The sequence below is a fragment of the Alistipes sp. genome, assembly GCF_020026455.1.
In the GTDB taxonomy this organism is placed as follows: domain Bacteria; phylum Bacteroidota; class Bacteroidia; order Bacteroidales; family Rikenellaceae; genus Alistipes.
This window is the reverse complement of sequence record NZ_JAHHQJ010000021.1, coordinates 1-17,146: the sequence shown is the minus strand read 5'-3', so window position 1 is coordinate 17,146 and position 17,146 is coordinate 1. Positions and strand designations below refer to the sequence as shown.

The 17,146-nt window shown below is 59.8% G+C and carries 14 protein-coding genes and 1 tRNA gene; 10 read left to right on the top strand and 5 right to left on the bottom strand.

The window, feature by feature from the left end; translation table 11 throughout:
* From QZ460_RS10035 to QZ460_RS10020, 4 genes are all read left to right on the top strand, one after another.
* Positions 1 to 180 (top strand): hypothetical protein (locus tag QZ460_RS10035; RefSeq protein ID WP_290541443.1); only part of this gene is annotated, 180 nt, incomplete at its 5' end.
* A 16-nt stretch (positions 181 to 196) separates the two neighbouring features.
* Positions 197 to 1,660 (top strand): outer membrane protein transport protein, encoded by a 1,464-nt coding sequence (locus tag QZ460_RS10030; RefSeq protein WP_290541442.1) that lies wholly within the window; start codon positions 197 to 199, stop codon positions 1,658 to 1,660.
* A gap of 222 nt (positions 1,661 to 1,882) precedes the next feature.
* Positions 1,883 to 1,954, top strand: a tRNA-Arg gene (locus tag QZ460_RS10025).
* A gap of 492 nt (positions 1,955 to 2,446) precedes the next feature.
* On the top strand, positions 2,447 to 4,108 hold the full coding sequence (locus tag QZ460_RS10020; RefSeq protein ID WP_290541441.1) for a putative transporter: 1,662 nt from the start codon (positions 2,447 to 2,449) through the stop codon (positions 4,106 to 4,108).
* Positions 4,109 to 4,348: 240 nt separating this feature from the next.
* On the opposite strand, the gene QZ460_RS10015 is transcribed toward QZ460_RS10020, so the two are convergent.
* From QZ460_RS10015 to QZ460_RS09995, 5 genes are all read right to left on the bottom strand, one after another.
* Entirely contained in the window at positions 4,349 to 4,849 is a 501-nt protein-coding gene (locus QZ460_RS10015) for an NUDIX domain-containing protein (protein WP_290541440.1), read from the bottom strand.
* Between the two features lie 223 nt (positions 4,850 to 5,072).
* Entirely contained in the window at positions 5,073 to 7,475 is a 2,403-nt protein-coding gene (locus QZ460_RS10010) for an OstA-like protein (RefSeq protein ID WP_290541439.1), read from the bottom strand.
* Positions 7,476 to 7,478: 3 nt separating this feature from the next.
* Positions 7,479 to 8,885: a peptidylprolyl isomerase gene (locus tag QZ460_RS10005; protein ID WP_290541438.1), complete on the bottom strand. Its 1,407-nt coding sequence runs from the start codon at positions 8,883 to 8,885 to the stop codon at positions 7,479 to 7,481.
* A 25-nt stretch (positions 8,886 to 8,910) separates the two neighbouring features.
* The gene (locus QZ460_RS10000; protein WP_290541437.1) at positions 8,911 to 9,795 is read right to left on the bottom strand and encodes a hypothetical protein; all 885 of its coding nucleotides are present in this window, start codon (positions 9,793 to 9,795) and stop codon (positions 8,911 to 8,913) included.
* A gap of 59 nt (positions 9,796 to 9,854) precedes the next feature.
* A complete protein-coding gene (locus QZ460_RS09995) occupies positions 9,855 to 10,760 on the bottom strand; it encodes a type II CAAX endopeptidase family protein (protein ID WP_290541436.1) in 906 nt (301 codons plus the stop codon).
* Between the two features lie 114 nt (positions 10,761 to 10,874).
* Between QZ460_RS09995 and QZ460_RS09990 the strand changes: the two genes are divergently transcribed.
* The 6 genes from QZ460_RS09990 to QZ460_RS09965 form a co-directional block, all read left to right on the top strand.
* Positions 10,875 to 11,645: an AAA family ATPase gene (locus tag QZ460_RS09990; protein ID WP_290541435.1), complete on the top strand. Its 771-nt coding sequence runs from the start codon at positions 10,875 to 10,877 to the stop codon at positions 11,643 to 11,645.
* Between the two features lie 12 nt (positions 11,646 to 11,657).
* Entirely contained in the window at positions 11,658 to 12,524 is an 867-nt protein-coding gene (locus QZ460_RS09985; protein ID WP_290541434.1) for a ParB/RepB/Spo0J family partition protein, read from the top strand.
* 8 nt (positions 12,525 to 12,532) lie between these two features.
* Positions 12,533 to 13,702: a DUF5683 domain-containing protein gene (locus QZ460_RS09980; RefSeq protein WP_290541433.1), complete on the top strand. Its 1,170-nt coding sequence runs from the start codon at positions 12,533 to 12,535 to the stop codon at positions 13,700 to 13,702.
* Positions 13,703 to 13,705: 3 nt separating this feature from the next.
* Entirely contained in the window at positions 13,706 to 15,073 is a 1,368-nt protein-coding gene (locus QZ460_RS09975; protein WP_290541432.1) for a lytic transglycosylase domain-containing protein, read from the top strand.
* A complete protein-coding gene (gene mnmE, locus QZ460_RS09970; RefSeq protein WP_290541431.1) occupies positions 15,073 to 16,428 on the top strand; it encodes a tRNA uridine-5-carboxymethylaminomethyl(34) synthesis GTPase MnmE in 1,356 nt (451 codons plus the stop codon). The genes QZ460_RS09975 and mnmE overlap by 1 nt, the downstream gene beginning before the upstream one ends.
* A gap of 270 nt (positions 16,429 to 16,698) precedes the next feature.
* A partial coding sequence (locus tag QZ460_RS09965; RefSeq protein WP_290541430.1) for a helix-turn-helix domain-containing protein occupies positions 16,699 to 17,146 on the top strand: 448 nt, incomplete at its 3' end.

Below are 17,146 nucleotides of genomic sequence, written 5' to 3'. Positions count from 1 at the left end.
CCTGTCCTGAATTTCGGCATTCATGCCCGGATTTTGGCCGATCCGGGACCCGCCAATTCGGCCAAAACAATGCCATTTAGTACAATTTTCGAGAATTTTAGACCAAAAAGTTTGGGCCGAGGAGATAGTTTTTCTACTTTTGCCCCCGATTTTGCATGCCGGGAGGCATGCCGAGTATAAACCAAACCAATTTGTCATGAAAAAACTTTTCCTCGTTCTGGCCGCCGCTGCCATCGCCTCCGGCGCTTATGCCGAGGGTTATCAGGTAAACAACCTCTCCTCGAAACAGAACGGTATGGGCCACGTAGGTACAGCCATGCAGCTCAATTCGGAGTCTCTTTGGTTCAACCCCGCAGCCGCATCATTCCAAACCACGCAGTTCGACTTTTCGGTCGGCGTCACGGGAATAGCCTCCAGTGCCACCTATACCTCCCTGCCCGATTATACGGGTAAAACCCAACCCCGCCACTTTTCGTCGGACAACAAGGTTGCAACCCCTCTCTACGCCTACTTCAACTACAAGCCGCTGAACTGGATGTCGGTCGGTCTGGCCTTCAACACCCCCTTCGGCTCGTCGATGAACTGGGGCGACAACTGGATCGGAGCGCAGCTCGTGCAGTCCATCAATCTCAGGGCCTACAACTTCCAGCCTACGGTGTCATTCAAAATCTGCAAACACCTCTCCGTAGGTGCCGGATTGATGATGACGTGGGGCAAATTCGACCTTTCGCGCTCGATGCTGCCCATCGGGGCCACAAATGCCCAAAACGTCGCGCTGAACAGCATCATCCAGCTCGTAGACCCGGGCACCCCGAACATCTTCGAGCTGGCAGGCGACCGCAACATCATGTCGCTGGATCTCGAAGGACGGGCCAAGGTCGCCGTCGGGATGAACCTCGGCATCCTGTGGGAGATCAACGAACAATGGTCGCTCGGCATGACCTATCGTTCGAAACTCAAGATGAAGGTGGATTCCGGCTCGATCGACATAGCGACCATCAACGACCCGACGATTCAGACCGTTCTGGGGAAACTCCTCCCCCAATTCAACATCAATCCCGCGGAAATCTCCTCGGCAAACGTGAAAACCGAGCTTCCGCTTCCGGCTTCGCTGACCTGGGGTGTCAGCTTCCGCCCCGTGACGAAATGGGAGTTTGCCGTCGACCTACAGTATGTGCTGTGGAGCGCATACGACCAGCTCGATGTGCGGATTCTCAATCCGTCGACCAATCTCCCGGTCCTGACGATCCCCGCCAGCGACAAGAACTACTCCAACACGCTGGCCTTCCGCTTCGGCGGCGAATACCACGCACTCGACTGGCTGACGGCCCGCATGGGTATGTATGTCGACGAAAGCCCCGTCAGCAGCGACTACCTCAATCCCGAAACGCCGTCGATGACCAAACTCGCCTACACCGCCGGTATCACGTTCCGCCCATACAAATGGATGCACGTCGACCTGGCCTACGGCTATGTGAATTCGGCCGATCCCGAGCGCACGGGTTCCTACCCGTATGTCAACCCCGTGTTGGCACAGGCCAACGAGCGGATCAAGAACGTCGCACCCAATTACCCGACGACCAGTGCGATCACCGACTTCTCCGGCAATTACACTGCGCAAGCCCACACCTTCTCCATCGGTGTCGGGTTCAGTTTCTAAAAACAGATTTTTTTACTATCTTTGCGGTGCGTTTGGCAACAGACGCACCGCATTGCATTCAGCAACTCCCCGGGTCCAGGCAAGGAGGCAGCGGAACCGGGCAAAGCGAGGAAAGAAGGCGACCGAGCCAGGCAAGGGGCTCCTTTCCCGGGAGCAGAGCAGGAGATGCCTTTCGCGCAAAATCGGAGACAACCGTTCGCCGAAGATGCACGACAGATACAAGCCTTTGTAGTTCAACGGATAGAACGGCGGTTTCCTAAACCGCAAATCCGGGTTCGATTCCCGGCGAGGGTACAGGAAGCGACGGAATTTTCCGCCGCTTCGTTTTTTTGCATGCCCGGCCGACAACCGGCCGACAACCCGAACGGTAATTCGGACGGCAATCCGACTGCCTGCGCGGAGGGGTGTGCAAACCTGAAAGCGGGCGATCCTGCCCTACGTATTGAAACAACGAAGGTGACCGAAACGGTCACCAACGCTGCTACCCGGACCAACAAGTCCCTGAAGAATCCAGGCGGCTACCGGATTGGAACCCGAACTTTCTCCGGCAAAAAAGTCCTTCGTGCGTCACTGATGATCTGTGTTCATCCCAGTAATACAAAAATAGGAAAATTATCCCAACTCACAACAGGCAGGACGTTTTTGTAATAAGTCTCGACCAAAATGTCATACCCCGAAAAGGCAAAATAATACGCCCGGACACATACGGGCCACTTTTCGTTCTGCAAAAAAGCGGCAATCCGGAAAATTTGACCTACTTTTGCAACGGCTTCAACAGATAAACAGATGGAATGGCTTAAAGATTTGCTCGTCGAGCACTCGGCTTTGCAGGCCGTCGTGGTGATTTCACTCATCTCGACGATCGGTATCGGACTGGGAAAGATCCACTTTTTCGGCATCTCGCTCGGAACGGCCTTCATCTTTTTTGTCGGCATTCTGGCCGGACATTTCGGACTCTCGCTCGACCCGGCGATGCTGACCTATGCCGAGAGTTTCGGACTGGTGATCTTCGTCTACGCCCTCGGACTGCAGGTCGGGCCGGGTTTCTTCAGTTCGATGCGCGCCGACGGACTGCGGCTCGTCTCGCCCGCCATCGCCATCGTGCTGCTCGGAACGGCCATGGCCATGGCCATGAGCTATGCCTTCGGGGTCTCGATGCCCGACATGTCGGGTATTCTGTGCGGCGCGACGACCAACACCCCGGCACTGGGTGCCGCGCAGCAGACGCTGCAACAAATGGGCATCGACGCCAACGGAGCGGCGTTGAGTTGTGCCGTGACCTACCCGTTGGGCGTCGCGGGCGTCATCCTGGCCGTAGTCTTCCTGCGCAAGCTCTTCGTGCGCCCCTGCGACATGCCGGGTCCCGATGCCGAGCACCGCAAGAACGTCTTCATCGCCAGCTACCACCTCACCAATCCCGCGGTCTTCGGCAAGAGCGTTCACGAAATCGCGACGCAGAGCCACCACCGCTTCGTTATTTCGCGCCTGTGGCGCAACGGACGGGTTTCGATCCCCACGTCGGACAAGACCCTCCAGGAGAACGACGTGATCCTGGTCATCACCACCCCCGGCGAAGCCGATGCCCTGCGGCTGATATTCGGTGAGCAGGAGACCAAGGACTGGAACACGGAAAACATCGACTGGAACTCCGTCGACAGCCAGCTCATCTCGCAGCGCATCCTCGTGACGCGTCCCGAAATCAACGGCAAGAAACTCTCGCAGCTGCGCCTGCGGAACACCTTCGGCATCAACATCAGCCGCGTATACCGCTCGGGCGTGCAACTGCTTGCCACCCCCGACCTGCGCCTGCAGCTGGGCGACCGCCTGACCGTGGTGGGCGAAGCGGAGGCGATCCGCAACGTGGGGAAAATCCTCGGCAACGCCGTCAAGAGCCTCAACGAACCCAACCTCGCGGCGGTATTCATCGGTCTGATCCTCGGCCTCACGCTGGGAAGCATTCCCGTGGCAATCCCCGGGATTTCGATTCCCGTGAAACTTGGCCTTGCGGGCGGTCCGATCATCGTCGGCATCCTGATCGGCACATTCGGCCCCCGGCTCCACATGATCACCTACACCACCCAGAGCGCCAACCTGATGCTACGCGCACTGGGCCTTTCGATGTACCTCGCATGCCTCGGGCTGGACGCCGGAACCCACTTCTTCGAGACCGTCATGCGCCCCGAAGGGGTCCTGTGGCTCGGCATCGGCTTGGCGCTGACGTTCGTCCCAGTGGTGCTGGTCGGGCTGTTCGCCCTGCGGGTGCTGAAGGTTGACTTCGGATCGGTCGCGGGACTGCTGTGCGGCAGCATGGCCAACCCGATGGCTCTCAACTACGTGAACGACACGATCGAAGGCGACAACCCCTCCGTATCCTATGCCACGGTCTACCCCGTGTGCATGTTCCTGCGCGTGATCATCATCCAGGTGATGCTGATGCTGGTGCTGTAACCGCCCTCCGGAGCGCGGACTGAAGCACTCCCGTGCCCGAAGCCCGGGATCCGTCCCCGACCGCAACCATCCCCTTGACCGCGAGCCAAGAGCCGAAGCCCAGAAAGCCCAGAAAGCCCAAAAAGCCCAGAAAAGCCCGAAGTCCCGAAGTCCCGAAGTTCCAAAAGAACGGAAGCCCCCAACCGAAAACTCCGCCCCCCTCAGCAAAGCCCTGCAACGAAGCCGGCGTAAATCGGGGGATCAGCCGAGAATCAATCCGACCTCGCCTTCGAAATTGGGAGTAAAAACCCCGTGTCCGAGGTTTTCGCGGATTTCGTCCAGAGACCAGAAACGCCCGCCGTCGAGTTCTCCGCTCGGACGAACCTCCCCGTCGTAGACCGTGCGAAAGACATGGACCAGTTCGTATTCGCGCTCCGAGCGGAACGGATAGACTGCAACCACCTCGGGCACAAACTCCGTGATGCACAGCTCCTCGCGCACCTCGCGCCGCAGGGCTTGGCCAATCGTCTCGCCGTAGTCCACATGTCCGCCCACAGCCGTGTCCCAACGCCCGGGCTGAATGTCCTTCCAGGCGGGCCGTTTCTGCAGATAGAGTTCGCCGCGCGTATTGAAAACATGGAGATGCACCACCGGGTGCAGCAGCATCGACCCGCCGTGACACTCGCCACGCGTGGCTTTGCCGACGACGTTTCCCGCCGTGTCGACCACGGGAAAGATCTCTTCGCTGTTATCGCTGTTCATATCGGAAATAGTTACGGATGCAGATGCCGGCGGCCGTCCCCTCTCTCCGGCGATCCGGAAACCGTGCCGGGCAGCCCTCATATCCAGATCGAGTCCCCGGGCCCGATCGGCCGGGCGATCCGACTTCTCTCCATTGGAAAAGGGAGGGCGACGACTAACCGATTGCAAAAATAGCACAAAAAAGGGTGAAAAGTCTTGCGTCCTTTCACCTTTTTCCGATTTTTCAGAGCTTGGGTCCCGATTCCCGCGGCTGCCCCACCTCGAAGCCCAGCATCCGCATCCACTCCACGGTGGCGGCATCGACCTGATCGTTGCGGTCGAGCCAACGGCGCTCGCCGATCAACTGCTTCTTGTGCTCCTCGAGGGCTTTCAGGAGCGGGAAATCCGGATGGGCCAGACGTCTCTTCTCCTCGCGCTGCGAAGGACGGATCCTGCGGTCGAAGACCTCCCGCTGCGTCGGACGCCGTGCGCCCTCCCACTTGAACCCCTTGAGGTAAAGATCCTGATCGGCGGGGATCTTGTCCATCGGATAGATGTGCCAGTCGGGGTCCTTGCGGTAGACGATCGTCACAACCTGCTGGTCCTCGATATAGAACGAACAGTCGCCGCTCTCGATCACACCCATGCCCGTGATCTGGGGCGGCTCGCCATCCTGCATGTAGTAGATCGTCTGGGCATTGCCGTTCACGTCGTTGCGGTAGATCCGGTTGTCGCGAAACCACGCCGTCATCTGCTTGCCCGCCACCTGGTTGTAATGGAGCGTATCGAGCTGCGAGACCATCATCGGAGTACCGACGAACTCAGCACGCGTGATCTGCTGCTTCTCGGTGAAAATATCCATCACATCGGAGGTGATCTGATTGCCCTGGTTCCACAGCACGGGGTTGATGTAAAGATGGATCGTCGAATCGGTGCTGAGGGCCGTCATCGAGTCGCATACGGCCTGGAAATCGGACCGGAAAATGCGCACATTGCGGAATCCCTTCATCAGGCGGTAGATCGAGTCGGCGGAATCGGTCAGCGAATCGACCGAGTCGGCCGGAATCTGCATCGCCAGCGAGTCGGCGGCCAGCGAATCGCCCAACTGCAACAGCAGCGAATCCATCTCCCGGTCGTTGCGGGCGATCAGCGAATCGATCTCGCGCAGGGCCGTGGAGTCGACCGGAATCACCTTGCCTTTACGCGCGGCACGGGCCTGACGGGCACGGAGTTTCGACTCGGCCTTGAGTCTGCGCGCAGCCAGACGCCGCTCCTCCCGCTCCTTCTGGGCCAGTAGTTTGGCCGTCATCTTCTCCTGCCGTTTTTTGGCGATCTCCTCCAGCCGTTCCTTCTTGGCTTTGGCGGCAGCGGCCTTTTGCGCCGCCTTCAACTTGGCGGCCTGCTCCTTGAGGTAGGCTTTCCGGGCATCGCCGACCAGCGTGTCGAGCGGATCGACAGCCGGAACGGCCAACGAATCGGCCTCCTCCTGCCGGGCCAGCGAATCCAGCCCTGCGGCCCCGTCCGGCGAATCGCCGAGCACCGGAAGGCCGTCAGGCCCGAGCGAATCCGCCCCGGACGGATCTCCGCGAAGCTCCCCGTCCGCAGTATGAGCTGTTCCGAGGAGGGCGGAATCGGTTTTCAGCCGCGCCAGCGAATCGGCTTTGGCAGCGGCAGCGGCCCGGCGCCGTGCATTTTCGTTGATCGTGAAGAGGAACATCGAGTCGGCACGCATGAACAGCGAGTCGCCCTGCGAAAGATCGTAGCTCACCACCGCGGGACGGCGCGTGAGGAGTGCATTCCCCGGTTCCTTCCAATACTCGCCATAGTCGCCGAAGGCAATCACCTTATGTTCGGCATCGTCCAGCTGCAGGTCACGCCGCAGGATCACATGGTCCTCGGCACGGTAGTAATGGAGGCTGTCGCTCCAGATCTCCTGCTTTTCGGTCAGGATATAGCCGTTGCGCGTCACGATATAGAGCGTATCGGCCTTGTCGTAGGCCCCGCGGTCGGCATAGAGGTAGTCTCCGTCCTTGTTCCAGATGTTGGTGCGGTCGAAGAAAAAGGCGTTGTCGGTAGCCATGTTGTACACCACCGAATCGCCCTTGAGTTCGTATTCGTCGTTGCGCATCTCGACGCTGTCGACGGCGATCAGTTCCTTCGTGTCGGCATAGTAGTAGCCCCGCACCGCTTCGAGCAGATTCTCGCGGTTGAGCATCACCCCGCCGTCGGCAAATTCGCCGACGTTCTCCTTGGTATTGAACAGGAACTTATAGGTATAGAGCGTGGCGTCGCCGTCAACGACCTTGATGATGTCGGAGTAGACCCGCGCCTCGTTCAGATCACCGTCGTACTCGGCCCTGTCACCATAAATATAGGTGGTATTCTTGTTGATCAGCACATTGCCGAAAAACTCGATGCGCATGTCCGAGTAGCGCACGGCCGAGTCGCACGTGATGACGGCCCCGTTGTGCTGTGCGGCGAAGTTCCCCACCAGGAAAACCACCGAATCGCCCGGGGCGACGGGCCCCATCAGGTCCGACTTGAGGTCGATGAGTTTTTTCTCACCCTCCGGAGCCTGCATGCCGCTGCGCGCCGCGACTGCGGCGGCGGCCAGCACCACTACGGCTATGGACAAGAACCTGCGCACGGTCTATTTCACCCAGAGTTTGTTCTCGAACTCCCCGTCGCGGAATTCGGGCGAGATGTAGACATACATGCCCTCGATCTTCTTCGAAAGCCACTCCTTGAAGACCCGATCCTGCTTGTCCTGCAAGGCCATCTCCTCCAGCCGCAGGTAGTCCTCGTTGAGCGAAGCCGTATGCGTGGGGATCACCCGGACCAGTTTGACGATCTTGGCCATCTGGTTGCCGAGCATGTCTTCGGTGAGGTAGGCATCCGAGATCTCGCCGGGCTCCAGCCGGCTCAGGGCATTGTAGTCATCCAGGCTCTTGAAACGGCCGAAATCCTCCTTGAGGAACTTCGTGACGGTCAGTTTGGCATCGAAGGCGTTGAACCGCTCCAGGATGTCGTGGTTCGAGACGATACCGCCGTTCATCTTCGACTGCGCGTCGTCCGAATGGAGCAACGCGGCCCGCTCGAAGGTGATCGAATCCTTGCGGATCATCTGCACCAGGCTGTCGAGCGTATTGAGTGAAGCACCCAACTCCTCGGTCGTATAGACCGGACGCAGCAGGATGTGGCGGAAATGGTAGAGCCGCCCGCGCTTGTCCAAAAGCTGGATGATGTGGAAACCGTACTGCGACTCGACCACCTCGGAGATCTGGCCGGAGCGCATCTTCTCCAGCGCCGCACCGAATGCGGGATCGAGTTGCTCGATCGTCGAGGGATCCATCTCACCGCCGCGCATCATCGTGCCGGGGTCCTGCGAATACATGCGGGCGAGGTTCTCGAACTTGGCCTTGCCCGTGATCACGCGTTCGCGCATGTCGATCAGCCGCTCGCGCGTACGCTGCTTGGCTGCGGTCATCGATTTGGGGAACTTGGTGATCTGCGCGTAGACATACTGGTCGGCGACGAGCGGCAGGCTGTCTTTGGAGATCGACTTGTAGAAACGCTCCACCTCGCCCGGAATCACCGACACCTTGCCGACCACCTCGCTCTGCATGGAGTTGGCATAGGCCTGCTCCTCGTAACGCTGGCGCATGATCTCGCGGATGTTGAAGATCGGCATGTGGTGCTTGGCTTCGAGCTGGGGGATCGACCCCTCGGTCTCGACCATCTGCTGCACCTGCTCCTCGACGCGCGCCATGATGTCGGCGTCGTTGACCTTCACCGAGTCGATCTGGGCCTGGTTGTAGAGCAGCTTCTGGGTCATCAGGGCTTCGAGCGCCTCATTCATCGGGTCGCGGTCGGAGGTGTAACCTTCCTGACGGCGCTGTTCCGTCAGCTGGCGCGCATAGTCGTCGACCTCGGAGTAGAGGATCGACGATCCGCCCACCACGGCCACCACCTTGTCGAGCATCACCTGCCGTTTCTGCGCCAGGGCGCCTGCGAACAACAGGGCGAGCGCCGCGGCCATCATAGCTTTTTTCAACATCTTGGTTTCGTTTATCGTTTTATTTTTATTCGTCTTTCTTCGGTTTCTCGTCGGCGAAAATCTTCACCTTGCCCGTCTCCGCGGCCCGGGTGCAAAGTTCCTCCTCGTGTGCGCGGATGATCTCGCCCTTGCGCTGATTGAACAGGATGCGGCGGATCGTGCCCCGCAGCCGCTCGAGCGGAATCGGCTCACCCTCGCGCAGCACAGCATCGATCTGGAAATAATAGCGCGCATGGCTGTCTCGCATCTCCTGCACGGCACTGCTCGCCAGCACCGAATCGTAGCTCTGCGAACGCAGCGTCGGCAGGTAGCTCAAAAACTCCGGGAAATCGATCCACTGGTCGCGGAAGTCGCTCACCGTGAAATCGTTCTTCGCACAGATGTCCCTGAAATCCTGCTGCTGCACCTCCGATCTGGCGCCCATCAGCGTCTTGAGTTTCGCAGCCAGCCGATACTCCTCGCCGAAACGGACGATGCGCCCCTTGACGATCGTGCGGTCGAGCTTGAAGTCGGCCTTGTGGGTGTTGTAGTAGGCCGCGATCTCGTCGGCAGTGAACACCGTGTCGATCGAACGGTCGACATAATGCTGGTCCAACTGGCGGATCAGCAGCGCCTGACGGTACTCCTCCACCATCTTGTCGATGTCGCCCGCCGAAGAGGAAAAGAGGGTCTCCGCCTCTTGGAGCTTGAGCTGCCTGAGCACCCATCGGTCGATGTAGACCTTCATGAAGGCCGCGCTGTCGTCGCCCGAAAGCCCCTGCGGGACCACCGAGCGCACGTCGCTCTGCCGCAGGTCCTTACCTCCGGCCCGCGCAATGGTCGTGGTTCCGGCAAAATAACGCGGCAGCTCCCGGCAACCCGCCAACAGCAGCACACTCGCCGCGACCACTATTTTCGCTCGCAAATTCATATTCCGAAGGGCAAAGATACATTTTTTACTTGTAAGTAACGCAGTGCGGAGCCGGATTATTACGCTGCGGAGGGATTTTTCCCCGACTCCTTCATGCGCCGCAGCGCGCGCAGCATCATATAGCCCGACACGGCGGAGAGCGCCAGTGCCGCAATGTAAATCAGAACGTAAAGCGTCCGGCTGCCCACCAGATCGATCAGCAGCGCATTGCCGTGCCCGGTAGCCAGCGCCAGATAGGCCACGGCATTGTTCAGCGCATGGAGGATCATCGCCGACCAGAGCGAATCGGTCGCCAGATAGACGTAGCCGAGCACCAGCCCGATGACCGTGGCGCTGACCACCTGCACGGGCTGGCCGTGCAGCACGCCGAAGAAGAGCGACGAGACGAGCCACGCGGTGGTCACGCCAAACTTGTCGCGCAGCGATCCCAGCACGACGCCGCGGCAGATCAGTTCCTCGAATATCGGGGCGAAGATCACCAGCGAGAGAATGGTCCAGAATCCGCGCCCCACGTCGAGCGAGAGTTCGGGCAACAGCCGCAGGAGCGGCTCAAGCACCACCCCGACGGCAAAGATCAGCACGAAAGCCCACAGCAGCAGCGCGGGATTCAGCCCCCGCGCCGAGAACCGCGCCCACGGACCGCTGCCGCCGCGCGCGCGACGGTAGTAGAGGATGCCGGCAAGCGTGATCGACATCGAACTGAAATAGAGCGCCGCCATCACCTTGCCCAGCGCGGAGGGTTCCAGCGATTTGAAGTCGAGCCCGTGTCCGGCCAAGAGCAGGAAGAGCATCGCCACCGTCCCCACGACGATCTGCGCCCCGAAGGCGATGCCCAGCATGGCGAACAGGTCGCCGACGGTCGGGAATTTCCGGCGGTCCGGATGCAACTCCGCCCCCGGGTCTGCGGCCGGCTGTTCCGAAACTGCGGGCGCCGCCGCGGAAGCCGACGATTTTTTTTCTTCCATAGTATCGTGTAGCTATCAATTCATTCCGACCGTAAAGATAAGCATTTTTCCGCTACGGTTATGGATTTCCATTTAATTTCACTAAATTTGCCTGCTTATAAACCGAATTCAAACATGGCAAAGGTAATCGCATTGGCCAATCAGAAAGGCGGCGTGGGCAAGACCACGACAGCTATCAATTTAGCGGCTTCCCTGGCCCTGCTGGGCAAGAAGGTCCTGCTGCTGGACGCCGATCCGCAGGCGAACGCCACCTCGGGGCTGGGTTTCGACATCAACCTCGAAGGCATCTACGAATGCATCGCCGGGCAGAAACAGGCCGACGAAGTGCTTCTCCAAAGCCCCGACGTGAAAAACCTCTGGGTGCTGCCCTCGTCGATCGACCTGGTGGCTGCCGACACCGAGCTGCCGAAGATGGAAAACGCCCACCATGTGATGAAACGCATCATCGACTCGGTGCGCGAAAAGTTCGACTACGTCTTCATCGACTGCTCGCCGTCGCTGGGCTACACCACGGTCAACATCCTCACGGCCGCCGACACGGTGCTGATCCCCGTGCAGTGCGAATACCTCGCTCTGGAAGGACTTTCCAAGCTGCTCAACACCATCCGCAAGGTCAAGAGCGGCCTGAACCCCGATCTCGACATCGAGGGCTTCCTGCTGACGATGTACATGCGCAACCGGCTGAACAACCAGGTGGTGAGCGAGGTCCGCGAACACTTCGGACCTTTGGCCTACGACACAATAATCCAGCGCAATATCCGTTTGGGAGAAGCGCCCTCGCACGGGAAGCCCGTGATGCTCTACGATGCCGGGGCCGTCGGCTCGGAAAACTACCTGGCCCTGGCCCGGGAATTTCTGAAACGCAACCGCAAACGCAGCAAATAAACGAATACCGATATGAAACAGAAGGGATTAGGACGCGGACTCGACGCCATCTTCGGCAGCGACCCCGTGGACGCCAAGCTCAAGCCGATGAGCCAGATGGCGGAAATCGAAATCGCCGACATCATACCCAACCCCACGCAGCCGCGCACGCAGTTCGACGAGGAGGCGCTGGACGAACTGGCCGACTCGATCCGCCAGCTGGGCGTCATCCAGCCCGTGACGGTGAAAAAGGCCGCCGCCGGCAAATACATCATCATCAGCGGCGAACGCCGCTGGCGGGCCGCGCAGAGAGCCGACCTGAAGACCCTCCCGGCCTACATCCGCGAGGTCGACGACGAGAACCTGCACGCCATGGCCCTCGTGGAGAACATCCAGCGGCAGGACCTCAACGCCATCGAAATCGCGCTGGGCATGCAGCGCCTGATCGACGAGTGCAACCTCACGCAGGACGCCCTGTCGGAGAAGGTAGGCAAGAAGCGTTCGTCCGTATCGAACTACCTGCGTCTGCTGAAACTCCCCGATGAGGTGCAGCTCGCCCTCAAGGAGGGACTGATCTCGATGGGACACGCCAAGGCCATCGCCGGGGCACCCGCCGACCAGCAGTTGCGCGTGCTGAAAAAGTGCATCAAGAAAGGCCTCTCGGTCCGCCAGGTCGAGGAGCTGGTCCGCACGCTCGCCGAAGCCCCGAAAGAGGCACAGAATGCGGAAGACGAAGAGTATCCCGAAAGCTACCTGAAGCTGGTCGAGCAGCTCGAGAAGTTCTTTTCGCAGGAAATTTCGATCAAACGTGCGAAAAACGGCGGCGGCAAAATCGTCATCGGCTTCACGGACGACAAGGACATCGAACAATTTATCGAACGTTTCGCCAAACGCTCCTGATTAACTGTATGGTGACAATCCGGTTCAAACTCCTGCTCCTCGTCGCGGCCCTTTTGCTGGGGCTGCCTGCCGGAGCGCAGCTTCACCGCGGCGCGCGCACGGTTGTCCGCGGCGGACTGCTCGAAAAACCGGATTCGCTCAAGGGGCGGCTCGACTCGCTGCGCCTGGCGGGCCTCGTCCGGCAGATCGACTCGATCGCCGCTGCCGAATACGCCGCCGACTCGACGGCTGTCGCAAGCCTGCGCTCCGACGATCTGCACTACCTCGATTCACTGGCCCTGGCACGCTTCGACGCCGCACAGCGGGGTGTGGACACCACGACCAAACGCAAGGGCCGCAAAAAGGGCTGGTTCATGAGCGACTCGATGTCGCTCTCGAAGGTGTGCTGGATCTCGACCGCGGTCCCCGGCTACGGACAGATTTACAACAAACAGTACTGGAAACTGCCGCTCCTCTACGGACTGGTGGGAACCGGACTGGGTCTTTACATCCACGAAAACAAGACCTACAAGCCGCTCAAGCGCCAGTTCGAGTCCTACACCGACATGAGCCTCACGCGCACCCCCGAGCTGGACGCCCTCCAGTCGAAGATGATCCGCAGCAACACGCGGCGTCAGGTCTACCTGGGGATCACGATCGCCTCGTACATCTACTTCATCGGCGACGCGGCCGTGAACTACTCGACCAACGACGTGTCGAGCGTCAAGAAGGCCACCACACTGGCCTGCATCTTCCCCGGGGCGGGACAGATCTACAACAAAAGCTACTGGAAGGTTCCGTTCGTCATCGGCGGATTCGCCTCGATGATCTACTGCATCGACTGGAACAACCGCGGCTACCAGCGTTTCAAAAAGGCCTACAATCTGCTGAGCGACTACGAGCGTAATCCCGACAAATACCCCGACGGACCGTCCGACGAATTCCACGGACGCTATTCGGCCTCGTTCATCCGCAACCTGCGCAACAACTACCGGCGCAACCGCGACCTCTGCATCATCCTCTCGGGCGCGCTGTACGTCCTGCAGATCGTCGATGCGCATGTCGACGCCCACCTGAAGGATTACGACATCTCGGACGACCTCTCGATGAACCTCGAACCGCTGGTCGACTATACCTACGTCCCCACCCTCGGGGGCAACCGACCGGTGTTCGGATTCAATCTGAGCCTGAAATTTTAGACGATGAAGAAGCTCCTTACCCTAACGCTGCTCCTTGCCGTCGCCGTTTCGGCATCGGCCATCGACCGCAGCCCCCGCAAGAAGAAACGCGACAGAAAAGCCAAGACCCCGACCGCAGTCGTCGCCCCGACGCCCGTCCCCGAAATCAAACCGGTTCCCGTTCCCGAACCGGAACCCACCCCGGTCGAAAAACCCGTCGTCAACGACATGACGCTGGGATTCTCCCCCGAGCAGACCGACTCGCTGCTGGCCGCATGGCGCGAACGCCAGCGGCAGGACGCCTACTGCGAATTTTTCAAACAATACATCCTGGAGGAGGCTACGGGGGAGGCCGACAGCACGCCCGACTCGGTCTATTCCCGGCGGCTGCTCGACCTCGCATCGCCGATCCAGCTCCCCTACAACAGCATCGTAAAGGGCTACATCAACCGCTACACCAGCTCGCGCTACGGCACGATCAGCCGGATCCTCGGCATGTCGCAGTACTACTTCCCGATCATCGAGGAGGAGCTGCTCCGCGAGGGACTTCCCGTCGAGCTGCGTGCGCTGCCGATCATCGAATCGGCGCTCTCCCCCACGGCAGTGTCGCCCATGGGAGCCGTCGGGCTGTGGCAGTTCATGCCCACGACCGGCAAGAGCTACGGACTCGAGATCAACTCGCTGGTCGACGAACGCCGCGACCCCTACCGCGCCACGCAGGCCGCCTGCCGTTACCTGAAGGACCTCTTCGCCATCTATAACGACTGGTCGCTGGCCATCGCCGCCTACAACTGCGGCCCGGGCAACGTCAACAAGGCGATCGCCCGCTCGGGAGGCAAAAATTTCTGGGAGATATACGACTATCTGCCCCGCGAGACACGGGGCTATGTCCCGGCCTTCATCGGTGCGTCGTACGCCTATGCCTACCACCGCCAGCACGGCATCGAGCCGACCGAGGCCCCGATTCCGCTCTCGGTGGACACCGTCCGGATCAACAAACTGATGCACCTGGGGCAGATCTCCTCGACGATCGACCTGCCGATCGAGACCCTGCGCCAACTCAACCCGCAGTACAAACTCGACATCATCCCGGCCACGACCAAGCCCTACACGCTGATCCTGCCCCAGCGGTATGTCATGCAATACATTGCCCATGAGCCTGAAATCCAGGCCAAGGATTCGATGTACCTCAAGGAATACATCAACCCAGCCAACATCGACAAGAAACGACAGGAGCGCAGCGGATCGGTCTATGTGGTCAAAAAGGGCGACACGCTGGGGGCCATCGCCCGCCGCTACCGCGTGACCACGGCGCAGATCATGCGCTGGAACAAACTCAAGAGCGCCCACAAGCTCCGCATCGGACAACGACTCCGCATCGAAGGCAGGTAATGAACACCGATTACGATACCATCGTCGCCCCTGCAACCGCCGCCGGAGGGGCCATCGCCGTCATCCGCATCAGCGGCAGCGAAGCTTTCGCCCTCTGCGACCGGATATTCCGGGGCCGGAGGCCGCTCGCCGGGGCCGACGGCTACACGGTGCATTACGGCACGATAAGCGAAGGCGACCGCGTGATCGACGACGTATTGGCAACCGTTTTCCGCGCCCCGCACTCGTACACGGGTGAAGACTCGGTCGAGATCTCGTGCCACGGCTCCTCCTACATCGTCTCGGAAATCCTCCGCCTGCTGACAGCCGCGGGCGGACGCATGGCCCAGCCGGGCGAATTCACCATCCGCGCCTACCTGGCCGGGAAACTCGACCTCTCGCAGGCCGAGGCCGTGGCCGACATGATCGCCTCCTCGTCCCGCGCCGCGCATGCGCTGGCCACGACGCAGATGCGCGGCGGATACTCCGCAGAACTCGAATCGCTGCGCGAAAAACTGCTGAACCTCACCTCGCTGCTGGAACTCGAACTCGACTTCTCGGAGGAGGATGTGGAGTTCGCCGACCGCACGGCACTGCGCGGGACGATGCAGCGGATCGCCGCGGAGATCGACCGCCTGCGCAGTTCGTTCGCTCTGGGAAACGCCATTCGGGAGGGTGTCGCCGTGGCCATCGCCGGAGCTCCGAACGCCGGCAAATCGACGCTGCTCAACCGGCTTCTGAACGAGGAACGAGCCATGGTGTCGGAGATCGCCGGAACCACACGCGACGTGATCGAAGAGTGTGTCAACATCAGCGGGGTGCTTTTCCGGTTCCTCGACACGGCCGGCATCCGCTCGACCGACGACCGGCTCGAACGCATGGGCATCGAACGCACGATGTCGAGCATCGAACGGGCACGGATCGTCATCCATCTGATCGACGCCGCAACGCTTACGGGTCCGATTCCCGCCCCAGATTTTCCGATACGCCCCGGGCAGAAACTCCTGACCGTCGTCAATAAGATCGACAAGGCTCCGGCCGTCGGACAGCTTCCCGAGGGAGTTGTCGGCATTTCGGCCAAGCACGGCGAGGGGATCGACGCCCTGTTTAACGCCCTGCGGGAGTCCGTCGACACCGAAGCGCTCTACCACGGCGACCCGGTCGTCTCGAACAGCCGCCACTACGAGGCGCTTTCGGCAGCCCGCGAGGCGCTCGCCCAAGCCCTCGACGGTCTCGACCACGGCCTTCCAACCGACCTTTTGAGCGAAGAAATCCGCCAGGTCATCACCCACCTCGGCGCCATCACAGGCCGCGGCACCATCGCCCCCGACGAAATCCTGCAAAACATCTTCTCGAAATTCTGCATCGGCAAATGACGGCTTGTAAATAACCGTTACCAATCATAACCATCTAGAGTAAAGTCGCTGAATATCAGCGGCTTTTATTTTTATGTGCATTCCAGACCGTATTTGGAAGTGACGGTTTTTATCCATATTTTTCATACGTATTTCTACCGTGACGGCGATTCACGGTTTGCCCGAATATCACACTGACGCAGTAGTTGACGTGTGTTGACAATGGTTTACATGTGTGTACAAAAAGGGAAATTAGAAATCATGTAAAACGGACGAAAAAAGAACGAAAATATGGAAGTAAAAAGGATTTGTCAATGGTGCGGGAAACCGTTCATTGCACGGAAAACAACGACTTGTTATTGCAGCCCCCAATGCTCGAAACGAGGTTACAAACACCGCATGATGGAGCGGAAGATGGAGCTGCGCCACATGCAGGAGATGGTGGAGTTGCGCTCGTCGCTGGAGAAGCAGGAATACTTCACCTTTTCGCAGGCGGCACGGCTCATGGGGGTAAGCCGCCAGTACATCTACAAACTGGTGAAAGAGGAGAAACTCCGCGCCTCACGGCTCAGCGGAAAGATGTCGCTGGTACGGAAAGCCGACATCGAACTCCTGCTCAAAAGCAAACCTTATGAACGGCTGGTGTCAAAGAAGGACTTCGACATCACCGAATATTACACCGCGGAGGAGATTGCCGAAAAATACAAGGTCAATGCCAAGTGGGTATGGACCTACACGC

What these genes read in the sequence shown, in the direction of transcription:
- QZ460_RS10030 (WP_290541442.1), top strand. Translation starts at nt 197, where the DNA reads ATGAAAAAACTTTTCCTCGTTCTGGCCGCCGCTGCCATCGCCTCCGGC.
- QZ460_RS10020 (WP_290541441.1), top strand. Translation starts at nt 2,447, where the DNA reads ATGGAATGGCTTAAAGATTTGCTCGTCGAGCACTCGGCTTTGCAGGCC.
- QZ460_RS10015 (WP_290541440.1), bottom strand. Translation starts at nt 4,849, where the DNA reads ATGAACAGCGATAACAGCGAAGAGATCTTTCCCGTGGTCGACACGGCG.
- QZ460_RS10005 (WP_290541438.1), bottom strand. Translation starts at nt 8,885, where the DNA reads ATGTTGAAAAAAGCTATGATGGCCGCGGCGCTCGCCCTGTTGTTCGCA.
- QZ460_RS10000 (WP_290541437.1), bottom strand. Translation starts at nt 9,795, where the DNA reads ATGAATTTGCGAGCGAAAATAGTGGTCGCGGCGAGTGTGCTGCTGTTG.
- QZ460_RS09995 (WP_290541436.1), bottom strand. Translation starts at nt 10,760, where the DNA reads ATGGAAGAAAAAAAATCGTCGGCTTCCGCGGCGGCGCCCGCAGTTTCG.
- QZ460_RS09990 (WP_290541435.1), top strand. Translation starts at nt 10,875, where the DNA reads ATGGCAAAGGTAATCGCATTGGCCAATCAGAAAGGCGGCGTGGGCAAG.
- QZ460_RS09985 (WP_290541434.1), top strand. Translation starts at nt 11,658, where the DNA reads ATGAAACAGAAGGGATTAGGACGCGGACTCGACGCCATCTTCGGCAGC.
- QZ460_RS09980 (WP_290541433.1), top strand. Translation starts at nt 12,533, where the DNA reads ATGGTGACAATCCGGTTCAAACTCCTGCTCCTCGTCGCGGCCCTTTTG.
- QZ460_RS09975 (WP_290541432.1), top strand. Translation starts at nt 13,706, where the DNA reads ATGAAGAAGCTCCTTACCCTAACGCTGCTCCTTGCCGTCGCCGTTTCG.
- mnmE (WP_290541431.1), top strand. Translation starts at nt 15,073, where the DNA reads ATGAACACCGATTACGATACCATCGTCGCCCCTGCAACCGCCGCCGGA.